General features: G+C 36.7%; 14 protein-coding genes. 4 read left to right on the top strand and 10 right to left on the bottom strand.

Translation table 11 applies throughout. The features are described 5' to 3' along the window. The 5 genes from rbsD to ABH955_RS23910 all read right to left on the bottom strand — a co-directional run bounded on the left by rbsD (position 1) and on the right by ABH955_RS23910 (position 4504). The gene (gene rbsD, locus ABH955_RS23890) at positions 1–396 is read right to left on the bottom strand and encodes a D-ribose pyranase (protein ID WP_113937914.1); all 396 of its coding nucleotides are present in this window, start codon (positions 394–396) and stop codon (positions 1–3) included. After that, positions 393–1289, bottom strand: a complete 897-nt coding sequence (rbsK, locus tag ABH955_RS23895; protein ID WP_113937913.1) for a ribokinase — start codon at positions 1287–1289, stop codon at positions 393–395. The genes rbsD and rbsK overlap by 4 nt, the downstream gene beginning before the upstream one ends. Positions 1290–1302: 13 nt before the next feature. Then, positions 1303–2274 (bottom strand): ribose operon transcriptional repressor RbsR, encoded by a 972-nt coding sequence (gene rbsR, locus ABH955_RS23900; RefSeq protein WP_113937912.1) that lies wholly within the window; start codon positions 2272–2274, stop codon positions 1303–1305. Between the two features lie 138 nt (positions 2275–2412). Then, on the bottom strand, positions 2413–4026 hold the full coding sequence (locus ABH955_RS23905) for an MDR family MFS transporter (protein ID WP_113937911.1): 1614 nt from the start codon (positions 4024–4026) through the stop codon (positions 2413–2415). 19 nt (positions 4027–4045) lie between these two features. Further along, positions 4046–4504, bottom strand: a complete 459-nt coding sequence (locus ABH955_RS23910) for a MarR family winged helix-turn-helix transcriptional regulator (protein ID WP_002125240.1) — start codon at positions 4502–4504, stop codon at positions 4046–4048. Between the two features lie 271 nt (positions 4505–4775). On the opposite strand from ABH955_RS23910, the gene glpT reads away from it, so the two are divergent. Beyond that, positions 4776–6125 carry a glycerol-3-phosphate transporter gene (gene glpT / locus ABH955_RS23915; RefSeq protein ID WP_404449012.1) on the top strand — a complete coding sequence of 450 codons (1350 nt, stop codon included), beginning with the start codon at positions 4776–4778 and terminating at the stop codon, positions 6123–6125. A gap of 130 nt (positions 6126–6255) precedes the next feature. On the opposite strand, the gene ABH955_RS23920 is transcribed toward glpT, so the two are convergent. The 4 genes from ABH955_RS23920 to ABH955_RS23935 all read right to left on the bottom strand — a co-directional run bounded on the left by ABH955_RS23920 (position 6256) and on the right by ABH955_RS23935 (position 9927). Continuing rightward, entirely contained in the window at positions 6256–6372 is a 117-nt protein-coding gene (locus tag ABH955_RS23920) for a DUF4027 family protein (RefSeq protein ID WP_002125236.1), read from the bottom strand. Positions 6373–6583: 211 nt separating this feature from the next. Then, the gene (locus ABH955_RS23925) at positions 6584–7006 is read right to left on the bottom strand and encodes a universal stress protein (RefSeq protein ID WP_404457179.1); all 423 of its coding nucleotides are present in this window, start codon (positions 7004–7006) and stop codon (positions 6584–6586) included. 65 nt (positions 7007–7071) lie between these two features. Then, positions 7072–8523, bottom strand: coding sequence for a SulP family inorganic anion transporter (locus ABH955_RS23930; protein ID WP_404491754.1), 1452 nt, complete (start codon positions 8521–8523; stop codon positions 7072–7074). Between the two features lie 156 nt (positions 8524–8679). Then, a complete protein-coding gene (locus ABH955_RS23935) occupies positions 8680–9927 on the bottom strand; it encodes a cell wall-binding repeat-containing protein (protein ID WP_404491755.1) in 1248 nt (415 codons plus the stop codon). A gap of 174 nt (positions 9928–10101) precedes the next feature. On the opposite strand from ABH955_RS23935, the gene ABH955_RS23940 reads away from it, so the two are divergent. Together ABH955_RS23940 and ABH955_RS23945 are read left to right on the top strand one after the other, a co-directional pair. Then, entirely contained in the window at positions 10102–10779 is a 678-nt protein-coding gene (locus ABH955_RS23940; protein WP_002029819.1) for a response regulator transcription factor, read from the top strand. Between the two features lie 11 nt (positions 10780–10790). After that, a complete protein-coding gene (locus tag ABH955_RS23945) occupies positions 10791–12161 on the top strand; it encodes a sensor histidine kinase (protein WP_404457174.1) in 1371 nt (456 codons plus the stop codon). Positions 12162–12199: 38 nt separating this feature from the next. Here ABH955_RS23945 and ABH955_RS23950 read toward each other — a convergent pair whose 3' ends face one another. After that, positions 12200–12724: a dihydrofolate reductase family protein gene (locus tag ABH955_RS23950; RefSeq protein WP_002010525.1), complete on the bottom strand. Its 525-nt coding sequence runs from the start codon at positions 12722–12724 to the stop codon at positions 12200–12202. A gap of 65 nt (positions 12725–12789) precedes the next feature. Here ABH955_RS23950 and ABH955_RS23955 point away from each other — a divergent pair, with 65 nt between their 5' ends. Continuing rightward, a complete protein-coding gene (locus ABH955_RS23955; protein ID WP_404457172.1) occupies positions 12790–13773 on the top strand; it encodes a helix-turn-helix transcriptional regulator in 984 nt (327 codons plus the stop codon). Positions 13774–13784: the final 11 nt, after the last annotated feature.

The raw sequence follows: 13784 nt of genomic DNA on the forward strand, positions 1-13784 counted from the left end.
TTAAAAAATCACGCCTGCATGTAAAATAACATTCGCATAAGGCGTTGCTTCTCCTGTACGAATAATCGCCTTCGCTCTCTTTGTATGCTCTTTAAATTCCTTATGAGACACATATTCAAATGCTGGCTCTATTAAACGCATCTCAACTTCTTTATTTACCACGTCATTATTCATAATGACTTCTTCTGCCAGCGTCACTTTTTCAATTGCCATATCATCAGCAACTACTTGTAATACGTCTAAAAAGCTAGGCTTTCCAATTTCAACTGCTAAATCAATTCGTTTTACTCCATCAGGAATCGGCAACCCGCAGTCTGCGATTACAATCGTATCTGTATGCCCAAGTGAAGCAAGGACTGCCGCGATTTCACTATTTAATACACCGTGTTTTTTCATCCAACAATCACCTGCACTTCACGTACTCTATCTCTCGTCGGCATACCGCCCTGTGCCCCAAGTTTCGTTACAGAAAGACCACCAGCAATATTAGCGAAACGAATAGCCTTTTGAAGTGTTTCTCCTTCAGAAAGCGCAACTGCTAACGCACCGTTAAATGTATCACCAGCTCCAGTCGTATCTACTACATCTACAGCAATACTTGGAACTTGAACAACTTCCGTTCCATTATGGAAACGAACACCATTAGACCCTTCTGTCATCAATAGCTTATTTGGATATTTAGCCAGTAACTCTTCAATTGGTGATGTGAAATCATTTAATACGATGCGACATTCATGTTCATTCGGCGTAATATAAGTCGCTTTTTCTAAAATATCTTCTGATAAAAATTGTGCTGGAGCTGGATTCAACATAACTGGAATTTTATGCTCCTCACAAATAGCTAGAACGTATTTTACTGTTTCAAGCGGAATCTCTAGTTGGAGAACAACCATATCTGCTTTTACAAGAAGGTCTTTTGAACGATCTACAATCGACTCATTTACAAGAGCATTTGCTCCTTGTACGACAACAATACTGTTATCCTCTTCTGCTAAAACGATATGAGCGATTCCTGTCGTCCTATCTGTAACCGGTACCACATAGTCGATAAAAATGCGTTCGTTCTCCAAATTTTTTCTAACTACTGTTCCGTAATCATCATTTCCTACTGCACCAACCATCGCTACATTTGCTCCTAATCTAGCTGCAGCAACTGCTTGGTTGGCCCCTTTTCCTCCTGGTATCGTATGAAACGCTTCACCAATTACTGTTTCTCCTGCTTTCGGCCGTATTTTTGAAACAGCCACTAAGTCCATTGAAATGCTACCTACTACTGCAATATTTGGCATCTGTCTCATCTCCTTACTTCGTTGTATTTCGTTCTATAATTTCAATCGGTAAACGATAATGTTTCTCTTCTAATGGATTTCCTTCCATCTGCTCTAACAACAATTCTGTTGCAATTTTCCCCATTTCATAAATTGGCTGTGCAACAGTCGTAATAGATGGATACATCATTTCAGTTAAAGAAATCCCATCGAATCCAATAATTTGTAAATCGTCTGGAATAGAAATTCCCTTTTGAAGTGCAGCCTTTACAACGCCGATTGCAATTAAATCATTCCCAGCAACAATTCCATCAATATGCGGATATTCTTCTAATAATTCCACCGCGACCTGTTCACTATTAGCTGGATCGAATGTACTCTCTGCAATCATATAAGAAAGATTATTTTGCGTAATAACGTCTACAAAACCTTCAAAACGTTCATTAGCTGTGCTCACATCACGCGGTCCGCGAATATGTGCAATATGTTTACACCCTTTGTCTATTAATAACTTTGTCGCCGCCTGGCTCCCTGCATAGTTATCTGCATATACAGTAGGAATGCGCTCATTAAACATACGGTCAATCGCAACAACTGGAATAGACAAATTCATGTAATTAACACTATTTTGTGGATTCGTTGCTACAATAAATCCGTCCACATTATTTTGTCTAAGCACATCAATGTATTGCTTCTCTTTTTCTAAATTTTCATCAGAGTTACAAAGTACAACTGTGTAACCTTGCTTATGTGCTACATCTTCTACAGCACGTGCAACTTCCGGAAAGAATGGATTCACGATATTTGGAACAACTAAGCCAATTAAACGAGACTTTTTATTATATAAAGAACGCGCTACTGTACTAGGTTTATAATCTAGCATTTCAATTGCTCGCTCTACTTTTTTTAATGTATCCTCATGAACATATCCATTTTTATTTAACACTCTGGAAACGGTCGCAACAGATACCCCTGCTAATTTTGCAACGTCTTTAATCGTACTCATTCTCTTTTCTCCTCACTTCATGTAACCGTTTACAGAAAATAATATAACGCATTTATAAAAATACGTCAATCATTTCTAACTAAAAAGCTTTTAAGGTTATACTCAAAAAAAGCATCGCCTTATGGCGATGCTTTTTTATTACGAATATGATACAGTTTTTTCCTTTTCTTCTACAGCAGGCTCTTCAGCACCTTTTTTACGATCAGACAGTTTAATTTTCTGTAAGAAAATCGTAAAGATAGCACCTACTACGATAAATACCAATCCTGTTAAGAATACAGTATGAAGTGAGTCCACTAAAGAGCTTTTCAAAATTGGTACGATGCTATTAGAAAATGCTTCTGGCATTTGTTTTAATGCCTCTGGACTAAATAGCATAGAATATAAACTTTGTGGATCTGTATGAATCATATCTTTAAATTTTGTTACCATTTGTCCCGCTTCTTTTGGGAATGTGTCTAATACAGGTACTAATTTATTTGTTAACGTTGTGCCTGAAGTGTTATTCATAATTGATCCTAAAATTGTAATCCCAAACGTTCCACCGATTTGACGGAAGAATTGACTTGATGATGTTACAACGCCAAGATCTTTTTTCGGGAAGCTTTCTTGTAATGCTAATGTTAATATCGGCATAACAAGACCCATTCCTAAACCGATAACCATCATATAAGAAGTAGCGGTAAGCTTAGTTGTGTGCATATCCATCGTTGTTAATAACCAGAAACCACTAGCCATAATAAGCATCCCTGTAATAATTTGTGGTTTCACACCAATTTTTAATACAAGCTGACCACCAATAATACTCATAACGATCATTGTAATCATCATCGGTGTCATAATCGTTCCTGATTCAGCAGCACTTACGCCTACAATTCCTTGCATAAAGAACGGTACGAACATAATTGCTCCAAACATTCCGATACTCATAAAGAAACCGATCGCATTCAGTAGTGTAAATGTGCGGTTTTTAAAGAAGTGCATCGGTAAAATTGGTTCTTCAGCCTTCGTTTCAACGATAATAAAGCTAACAATACCAATGGCAGCTAGTGCAAATAACCCGATAATTTGCCAAGAACCCCATGCATAATCTTTCCCGCCAAACGTTAACGCAAGTAATAAACTTACAACACCGAGAATCATCGTGAATATTCCAGCGATATCAATTTTAATTGGTCCTGTTTGTTTATGTGCTTTTAATCCCATTGCAATAAAGATTGTCGCTAAAATACCAACTGGTAAGTTAATATAGAATACCCATCTCCAGTTCACTGCGTCTACAATCCAACCACCAACTTGTGGTCCAATTACAGAAGCAAGACCGTATAAAGCACCAAAAATCCCTTGCCATTTAGCACGTTCTTTTCCCGTGAACATATCTCCGATAATAATCATAGCCATTGGCATCATAATACCGCCACCAAGACCTTGAATACCACGGAAAATAATTAATTCTGTCATACCGTTGGCCATACCACATAACGCTGAACCAACCATAAAGATAATTAATCCTGCTATATATACGTTACGACGCCCAAGTAAATCCGCTAATTTACCTGCAATCGGTACAACCGTTGTTGATGTTAACATATAAGCTGTTGTTAACCATGTCATTAAACTTAATCCACCTAGTTCACCGACGATACGCGGCATTGCTGTACCAACGATTGTTCCGTCCAATGCAGCAAATAGCATTGCGATTACTAAACCGATTAACAACAACTTTCTATTCTGATTTTCTTGTTGCTCCATGTAATCTCCTCAATTCCTCTTAGTTTTTCTCTTTTTTCTCTGGTTTCCCGCAAATAATTGTTTCTAGCTTTTCAAAGAGGCGCAACAAATCTTCCCTCTCTTGTAATTCTAAGTGTGAGAAGTATTTTGCAATATGCTCATTACGAGCCGCCATCGCTTCTTCTACTGTAGCTTTCCCCTTCTTCGTTAGCTCAATGACAACAACGCGGCGATCATTATCGTCGTGATAGCGCTCTACTAACCCATGATCAATTAAACGATCAGTCATTACTGTAATCGCGCTCGGTTTCACGTACATTTTCTCCGCCAATTGTGTCGCTCTTGAAGCTCCGTAATGATCTAAAATCTTTAAAATATAAAACTGCGGTGGTGTAAGTCCTGATGCTTGCATTTGTTCTAATAGCTCTGTTTGCATTTTCTTTCCTATAGCGAATGTAAGAGCTTGAATCTTATCAATATGAGTCATATCATTTGGCATGTTATCCACCTCTTATTTAAGCAATAAAATATTTAACGTATTTAAATATTAATCCCACAAACAAAATACGTCAACAACTTTCTTTATAAAAACGTTTACATTCTTGTCACAAAGTTGTATAATTTTCGTCGAAGTTAATATTGACAGTCACGGAGAATCGGAGTATATGGCTATGAATCATAAAGAAGGGAACTTTTTTATATTTCATAGTCTTTTTGTATTCTCTCTGTCTTAAAACGCTTCCAATTAATTAGGGGAGGATTTTCATTTTATGTTTTTCACACAATTATTTAAACCTGCGCCCCACGCAGAACGCTTACCAGCTGATCGCACTGATAGCGAATACCGCAAATTGCGTTTGCAAGTATTCTTAGGCATCTTCATCGGTTATGCGGGTTACTACTTTGTTCGAAAAAACTTTTCACTCGCAATGCCATACTTAATCGAACAAGGCTTTAGTAAAGGGGAACTTGGGGTTATCCTTTCAGCAGTATCTATCGCTTACGGATTAAGTAAATTTCTTATGGGTATCGTATCCGATCGTTGTAATCCTCGCTACTTTTTAGCAGCTGGGCTATTTTTATCCGGTATCATTAATATTATTTTCGGCTCATTTTCTTTCATTACAACGAGCATTATACTTATGTTTGTACTTCAGTTTTTAAATGGATGGGTACAAGGTATGGGATGGCCTCCTTGTGGTCGTACGATGGTTCACTGGTTCTCCATTAGTGAACGTGGTACAAAAATGTCTATTTGGAACGTCGCTCATAATGTCGGCGGCGCGCTTATGCCTTCTCTCGTTACATTAGGCTTATATTTCTTTGCAAATGACTGGAAAAGTATATTTTACTTCCCAGGTATTCTTTCAATTTTGGTGGGGATTTATGTATTAATTACGATGAGAGATACACCTCAATCTTGCGGATTACCTTCTATTGAAGAACATACTGGGGAATATCCATCAGATGAAAAAGTAGCGGACCGTGAACGCGAACTTTCGGTAAAGGAAATTTTATTTACATACATATTAAACAATAAGTTTTTATGGTACATCGCTATCGCTAATGTCTTTGTTTATTTCGTTCGTTACGGCGTTGTAGACTGGGCTCCTACTTATTTAGTAGAAGAAAAAAGCTTTACTCACAGTAGCTCACGTACAGCTTATGCTCTATACGAATGGGCTGGTATTCCAGGTACACTTCTTTGCGGATGGATGAGTGATAAACTATTTAAAGGGCGCCGCGCACCTGCTGGCATTCTATTTATGGTCGGTGTATTCATTGCCGTTCTTGTTTACTGGCTAAATCCTGCTGGGCATCCAATCATTGATAGTATCGCACTTGTTTCCATTGGATTTTTAATTTACGGACCTGTTATGCTAATTGGTCTTCACGCGCTTGACTTAGCACCCAAAAAAGCTGCTGGAACTGCCGCTGGGTTAACTGGGTTCTTCGGTTACCTAGGGGGAGCTACTTTTGCTAGCGCAGCTATGGGCTTTATTGTAGATGGATTCGGATGGAACGGCGGATTCATTTTGCTCCTTGCTTCTTGTGTGCTTGCAATGTTCTTCCTTGCTCTTACTTTAAATACAGGATCTGCTAAATCAAAAGAAGTTTAAACAAAATATAATGTGTAGAAAAATAAACATAAAAATAGCTCTTAGCATGTAAGTAAATGCTAAGAGCTATTTTTTATTTATCGTTCTTCTCTTGCTATTTATATTAATCATTTCCCTTCTATTCATGCGATTAAAACATTTGCTGAAACATCTTTATTAAAACAGCTAACATAACAGATCCAGCAAATCCACCTAAACAAATTAAACTTACCCCTTGGCTATAAGACAAATTTTGAAATGATTTCATACCTTCCATCCTCCCTATATCCCCATTGATATTCTTATTGTATCAATGGGGAAAATTTCATAACATCGATTTCGCTGACAGGTAACTTACAAATTTGTAAGTTAACATTTTTTTAAACTTATATATATTCTGTCCACATTCTCCCTCTTAATACATCAAAAAAGACCTCGAATTATATCAAGGTCCTGCTTACACTACAGAATATCTCACTTTATTTTATAATCATAACCGGGCATTTCACACGCTTTGCTATTTTATGACTTACACTACCAAGCACCATCTCTTGCAGTGTATTTAGCCCTCTACTCCCAGCAATAATAAGATCTATATCTCCTGTATTTACATATTGAACAATCGTATCTCCTGGATCGCCATGTAGAATCGTAATTTTGTAGGAAATGTTCTCTTTCTTTAATAAACCCTCAATCTCTTTTAATTTACCTTTTCGACTAGCTGATATTGTTTCTAAATCCGTTTGTCCTTGTATAATATCTGACTTTGCCGTTCTATTATCTACTACGTACACAACTTCAACATGTGTTTCTTCGTTAAATTTCGCAATATATGTTGCATGCTCGGCTGCTCGAAGTGCATGTTCAGAACCATCGCATGCTAATAAAATTTGTTTGTACATATGCTGAATCCCCTTTTCGTTATCCTACCCGTATTATATAATAAAGCCCCCTAAAAAGGAGGCTTCTAACTAGCAATTCTCTTATTATAAGTAGCTAAATTCGCAACGAGCTTCGAGCTACGTTCATTTAACCCTGTGATCCTTACTTTCACACCGTTCTGTTCATACTTCATTATAACTTTATCAATTGCCGCTACTGCTGAATCATCCCATACGTGTGCGTTAGTAAAGTTCATCTCAATTTCTTTCACATCTTCATTGTATGAAAAAGCATTTATATACTCTGCCGTAGATGCGAAGAATAGTTGGCCGTGAATTTCGTATATTTTCTTATTTTCAATATACAAATGTTTCACGTGAATCTTTGCCATATTGAATGCAAATAAAACTGCACTAATTATCGTTCCGATAATTACACCTAATCCTAAATTATGTGTAATTAGGACAATCACAACTGTTACGATCATAACAAATGCGTTTCCTTTTGGTACTTTATGAATCGTCGCTACAGAGTTCCAATCAAACGTCCCAATCGAAACCATAATCATAACTGCAACTAAAGCTGCCATCGGAATATGAACAACGTAATCACCTAAAACAAATAGCAATACGATTAAAAAACCACCGGCTACAAACGTCGATAATCTCCCGCGACCACCTGATTTAATGTTAATAACAGATTGTCCAATCATTGCACATCCTGCCATTCCTCCGAAGAAACCAGCAACAACGTTCGCAATCCCTTGTCCACGTGCCTCTTTATGCTTATTACTTTCCGTATGTGTCATATCGTCTAAAACCGACGCCGTTAATAATGACTCTAGTAAACCTATAACCGCTAGCATAACTGAATACGGTAAAATAATTGCTAATGTCTCAAGTGTAAATGGAACATCAGGAATACTAAAGAACGGTAATTCTTTCGGTAAGCTTCCCATATCCCCTACTGTTTTTAACTGTAATCCGCTCATAAGTGCAATGCTTGTCACAATAATAATTGAAATAAGTGTAGACGGAACAGCCGTCGTAATACGTGGAAATAAATATATAATTGCAAGTCCTAATGCGACAAGTGCATACATTTGCCAAGTTACATTTTTAAAATGTGGCAGTTGTGCTGTAAAAACTAAAATTCCAAGTGCGTTTAAAAAACCACTCATAACAGATTTAGGAACAAACTTCATAAATGAGCTAAGTTTGAACACTCCGAAAATAATTTGAACAATACCTGTTAATATTGTCGTAGCAAATAAATATTGCAAACCATGATCCTTTACAAGAGTGACCATTAATAACGCCATCGCACCCGTTGCCGCCGAGATCATCCCTGGTCTTCCGCCGACAAACGAAATTGTAACCGCAATACAAAAAGCGGCGTATAACCCAACGGTCGGATCTACACCTGCAATAACAGAAAAAGCTATCGCTTCAGGAATTAATGCTAAAGCAACAACAACCCCCGATAGCACGTCCCCTCTCATATTTGAGAACCATTCATTTTTTATAGTTTGAAACAAAGTAACACTCCTCTACTCTTTTATCATTTGATTTTCTCCATAAGAAAATCAGGGCCGACTGCACGAAGGCTATTATATAACGAGCAAAGGATGTTGTGCTATGTAAAAGTTTCCTAAAGAAAAGACGCTACCTTAGCAGCGTCTTTTCTCATTTCATTAATGTCCACCGTGACCTTGACCACTTTCCTGAACAATTTCTAACCTCTCATCCAATATACCTTGTGTTTCAAATGAAATATCACTACTACTTCCTAATAGGAAACCATGGTTATATGGTCCAAGTGTTGGATCATCTTTAAACTTCGGCTGAATAGTAGCAAGGAAGTCATAAACTGGTTGTGAAGCTTTTCCTTCCTCAAGCAAAACAACAGGGGCATGTTTACCCATATGTGAAAACGGTGCTCCCGCAATTGCTAAGTCTGGTGTTTTGCTTGAAACAAATGACAAACCGTGACCTGGTTTTGTGAATCCCCAGCCAAATTTCGTTTTTTCATCTTTAAATTTCGCAAATGCAACCGAATTTTCTGTTGGAGTCTCCCCACTAATACGGGTCACTTTTCCGTATTTATTTAACTCTTTTTCTACTTCTTTCGAAACGATTTTTTCTGGTCCTAACACATATATATTTACTTTATCTTTTCTCATCTTTAATGCCTCTATTGTCGCTTCTGGCACTTTATTTTTTTCAGTATATAGAAGAGGTTCTGGCATATGAGAAATCCAATTTACAGCTGGTGTTGTATATAAACGTCCTTCTTCTTCAGACGAACCGATAATAACGCTATTTGGATAATTCCCTGTTATATCGGCATATTCTTTATCAACATCTTTAGCAAATTTAGCTGGGTCCGTTTCTTTTATTTGCTTTACTTTATATTCTTTTAATTGCTCTAGGCTAGATGCCCCTATATCCCCCATCACCATAATTTGCGTTCCATCTTTCGTTCCGAGCGGATTTAATCGTTTTATTTCTTTTAACGTCATTTCGGGTACCTTTTCTTTTTCTATAAATAAAATCGGTCCGTTATTCGGGTGATGAATAAGATCCGCACTTGCAATACCTAATTGCCACTCGTTCACTGGCACTAAAATAATAGCGCCTGGCTGATTCTCTTTATGCGTTGCTGGCCATATCGTTTGCGAAGTTAATACTGCCATTTGCAGAGGATCATTTGTATTTAATCTCGTTACATTTTTTAAACTTGTCGTTAATAAATCATTCGATGCACCTTGATTCATTTCTTTCGGCGCAGTTACCTCCTGATTCATTTTCATTTCCTTTTGCTCTGTTTTCTTCTCTTCTGTAGATTCATGATTTTTATGATCTGTACTCGTTTGTCCGCATGCCGCAAGACCGACTGCTGCAATTATTGTTATCCCCAAAATTCGGATCATCTTTTTCACTATATCGCCTCCGTATTATTCGTTTTCGAGCCAATATTATTACCTAAAATGGAATTTCAACTTTACAATAACAAGCAATTCTGAAGAAATTATGCAGATGCATTATAATCTGCACCATTTCTTCATGATTTTGACTTACAATTTAAGTAATAACTACAAATGCGGAGGTACTCTATGATCGATATACTACTCGTAGATGATGAACCGAGAATGCTTGAATTATTAACGCTTTATCTTACTCCAATCGGATATAACTGCGTATGTGCAGTATCCGGAGAAGAAGCTATTTCACATATAGAAAATCGAAACTTCAAATTTGTTTTACTCGATATTATGATGCCAAAGATGGATGGGTGGGAAACTTGCAAAAGAATTCGATCATTTAGTAACGTTCCTATCATTATGGTAACTGCTCGTGATCAAACGGTAGATGTCGTTCAAGGGTTAAAACTTGGAGCAGATGATTACGTGACGAAACCATTCCACGAAGAGGAGCTCTTCGCAAGAATTGAAGCTGTTTTACGCCGAACCAATCAACATGCACAAATCCAATATCACGGCATTTTATGGGATGAGGCCAAGCATTTCATTTCTGTCCATAATGAAGAACTTCTTCTCACCCCAATCGAATTCTCTTTACTCGGATTATTTTTACGTCATGTGAACTACGTATTAAGCCGTGATCAGCTCATTGAACGAATTTGGGGATTAAATACAAATACAGAAGATAGAACAGTCGATTCACATATTCGTAATTTACGTGATAAATTACGAAAAGTAAATTTCCCCATTGATCACCATTTAAAAACTGTTTACGGAGTAGGATATCGATGGATTGATATTGAAAACTAAGGAGCAAAACGATGAAGCGAATTTCTATTCAACTCGGATTTTATTTTCTAATTGTTACACTTTTAATCGAAAGTGTTCTATTTGTCTTGCTCTATTATAGCCTTGTAAACAATAGAGTGAATGAAGAAATGACTGCTTTATTAAAGCGTGGAAATAGTCACCGAGATGTCCTTGAAAAATATTTTGACAGGCAAACAATCTCCCATGTTGCTTTAATGGAATCCGAAGCTGAAACAACTGTTATTATTACAAATGCAAATAAGGAAATACTAGCTAAATCCAATGAAATAAATACTACTATAAAAAAACATATTGAAGGAATGCAAACACGAACAGATCATGATGGAGCAATTATAGAGAATCATTGGAAAACATCTAATTATATATGTACAGTTAGCCCAATTGTAGTGGCAGGAAAAACGGAAGGCTATGTATATATGTTTCTCGGGACGGAATCAATCGAAGAAATGGTTAACGGGCTCACACGGCAATTCATTATCGCTGGAGTCATTACTTTCCTATTAACAGCCATCACCATTTTTCTATTATCACGTTTGTTAACAAAACCATTGTTACACATGAAACAAGCGACTGAAAAAATGAGTAAGGGCGATTTATCCGTTTCATTAACAACTACTCGAAATGACGAAATTGGTGAACTAGCACAATCTATCCAAACTCTCGCAAATGATTTACATTATATGAAAACAGAGCGAAGTGAATTTCTAGCAAGTGTTGCTCACGAATTACGAACACCATTAACGTACGTAAGAGGTTATGCTGACATTGCATTAAAAGAAAACACACCCCCAGAGCAACGTTTACGATACTTATCCATTATAAAAGACGAGTCTGATTATATTACAAACTTAGTTCAAGATTTATTTTCACTCGCTCAAATGGAAAAGCATAACTTTTTCATTCAAGTACAGGAAGTGTATTTACACACCTTCCTTACTCGCATCACTGAAAAAATAAATGTGATGTACGGAGAAAAACAAATTAAAGTTGTTTTCACATGTCCTTCCTCACTCTTAGTAAAGCTAGATGAGCAACGCTTTGAACAAGTTATGGCTAACATTTTAAATAACGCGTATAGACATTCAAAAGAACATTCTCATATTAATATTTCTGTTACAGAAGAACATAAACATATTTCCATCAAAATTAAGGACAAGGGAGAAGGTATTCCCCCTGAAGACCTCCCTCACATTTTCAATCGCTTTTACCGTGTTGATAAAGCGCGCTCTAGAGCTACAGGAGGCACTGGTTTAGGGCTCTCCATCGTAAAAGAAATCGTAGAACTACACGGCGGGAATATTACTGTCACAAGTGAAATTGATCACGGATCTTGCTTTACAATTTCATTGCCATCTATATAGAAACACGACTATCATCAATAGTCGTGTTTTCTTATCCTTTAGGACTTTACTTTATAATATAAATTTACGAATTGGCCAAAACGTTTCGTATCCGTTAAAGTTAAATGAATTTCCGGGTTCTTTTCTTTAAATAACGGAACTCCAGAACCTAATATGTGAGGTGTAATCGTAACAACATATTCATCAATTAAATTATTCTTAAAAAATCCTCTCAGTAGACTCCCTCCACCGACCATCCATATTTTAGATCCTTCCTGCTCTTTCAACCTTTTTGTAAACTCTAATACATCTTCATTTACAAACTCTACATGTTCGTTTGAACCTTTTTCTGAATTAGAAAAAACATAACATTTTTTATCTAGGTACGGGAATGTTTCCGTATGCTCTACCACATAATCGTACGTTCTCTTTCCCATAATTATCGTATCAATTGTTTCGTACATTTCTGTATAACCGTTGTCTCCCTCACCTTCTGTTTCCATTAACCACTCTAAATCATCATCTTCTTTCGCGATAAATCCATCTAAGCTCGCTGCAATAAATAAAACAATTTCACGTGACATATCTTTTCCTCCTTACAGCTTCTATTGATAAAATCATCTTATAAGCACTATACTAACCATAAAACATGACAACTTATGTCATGTTAAAAAAGAAAAAGGTGATATCCTTGTCAAAAGCAAAACGTTTACTAGACATTCTTATATTTGCTTCTACGAAAAAAACATTTACAGCTCAAGAAATAGCTGATGAATTTAATATTTCCGTTCGTACGGTCCATAGATATATTTTAGATTTAAGTGATATGGGGTTACCCATTTACGCTGAACAAGGTCGCAACGGGGGATATAAAGTATTAACAAACAGCATGCTTCCCCCCATTTTATTTACCGAAGAAGAAGCGGTCTCCATCTTTTTTGCTTTCCAATCTTTAAGCTACTACCGTAACTTGCCTTTTAATACAGAAATCAATTCTGTTACTCATAAACTGTATAGCTCTCTACAAAATGATGCGAAAGCTAAAGTTGATAAAATACGTTCTTATATCGCTTTTTGGAATCCGAAAAGAACAATTGAGACAACTTTTTTAAACGAAGTATTAACAGCGGCTATTGAAAATAAAAACTTACACTTTCAATACGAGTCTAAATCGGGGATTAAAACAAAACATGTTCATCCTATCGGTGTATATGCTCACGACGGTTTATGGTATTTGCCATCCTATGACTATAGTCGAAACAAAGTATTACTGTATCGCGTGGATCGTATTCTTTCCATATTATCGACCGAAGAAAATAAAGATAAGTTTATGAATTTAGAAGAATGGTTCGCCTCTAACTCTAACGTAATAAACATTCCTACTCGGTTACATATTTTACTAACGACAGAGGGTGTGCGCCAATGCAAAAGCGTTCCTTACCTTGAAGAATTCGTTGTAGTAAACGAAGATGGGACAGGATATATAAATTCAACAATTGATAAAGGTGAAATTAATTTTATTACGCCTCTATTTTATCGGCTTGGAAAAGATGCGCAAGTTTTAGAACCGAGAGAATTAATAGATGGTTTACGTATACGTGCGAAAGAAGTTTTACATATGTATGAAGACTGAAAAAGCTGCTA

The organism is Bacillus sp. RC240 (genome assembly GCF_044907945.1).
Classification (GTDB): domain Bacteria; phylum Bacillota; class Bacilli; order Bacillales; family Bacillaceae_G; genus Bacillus_A; species Bacillus_A mycoides.

What these genes read in the sequence shown, in the direction of transcription:
- rbsK (WP_113937913.1), bottom strand. Translation starts at nt 1,289, where the DNA reads ATGCCAAATATTGCAGTAGTAGGTAGCATTTCAATGGACTTAGTGGCT.
- ABH955_RS23905 (WP_113937911.1), bottom strand. Translation starts at nt 4,026, where the DNA reads ATGGAGCAACAAGAAAATCAGAATAGAAAGTTGTTGTTAATCGGTTTA.
- rbsD (WP_113937914.1), bottom strand. Translation starts at nt 396, where the DNA reads ATGAAAAAACACGGTGTATTAAATAGTGAAATCGCGGCAGTCCTTGCT.
- ABH955_RS23910 (WP_002125240.1), bottom strand. Translation starts at nt 4,504, where the DNA reads ATGCCAAATGATATGACTCATATTGATAAGATTCAAGCTCTTACATTC.
- rbsR (WP_113937912.1), bottom strand. Translation starts at nt 2,274, where the DNA reads ATGAGTACGATTAAAGACGTTGCAAAATTAGCAGGGGTATCTGTTGCG.
- ABH955_RS23950 (WP_002010525.1), bottom strand. Translation starts at nt 12,724, where the DNA reads ATGTCACGTGAAATTGTTTTATTTATTGCAGCGAGCTTAGATGGATTT.
- ABH955_RS23920 (WP_002125236.1), bottom strand. Translation starts at nt 6,372, where the DNA reads ATGAAATCATTTCAAAATTTGTCTTATAGCCAAGGGGTAAGTTTAATT.
- ABH955_RS23945 (WP_404457174.1), top strand. Translation starts at nt 10,791, where the DNA reads ATGAAGCGAATTTCTATTCAACTCGGATTTTATTTTCTAATTGTTACA.
- ABH955_RS23925 (WP_404457179.1), bottom strand. Translation starts at nt 7,006, where the DNA reads ATGTACAAACAAATTTTATTAGCATGCGATGGTTCTGAACATGCACTT.
- glpT (WP_404449012.1), top strand. Translation starts at nt 4,776, where the DNA reads ATGTTTTTCACACAATTATTTAAACCTGCGCCCCACGCAGAACGCTTA.
- ABH955_RS23955 (WP_404457172.1), top strand. Translation starts at nt 12,790, where the DNA reads ATGACAACTTATGTCATGTTAAAAAAGAAAAAGGTGATATCCTTGTCA.
- ABH955_RS23940 (WP_002029819.1), top strand. Translation starts at nt 10,102, where the DNA reads ATGATCGATATACTACTCGTAGATGATGAACCGAGAATGCTTGAATTA.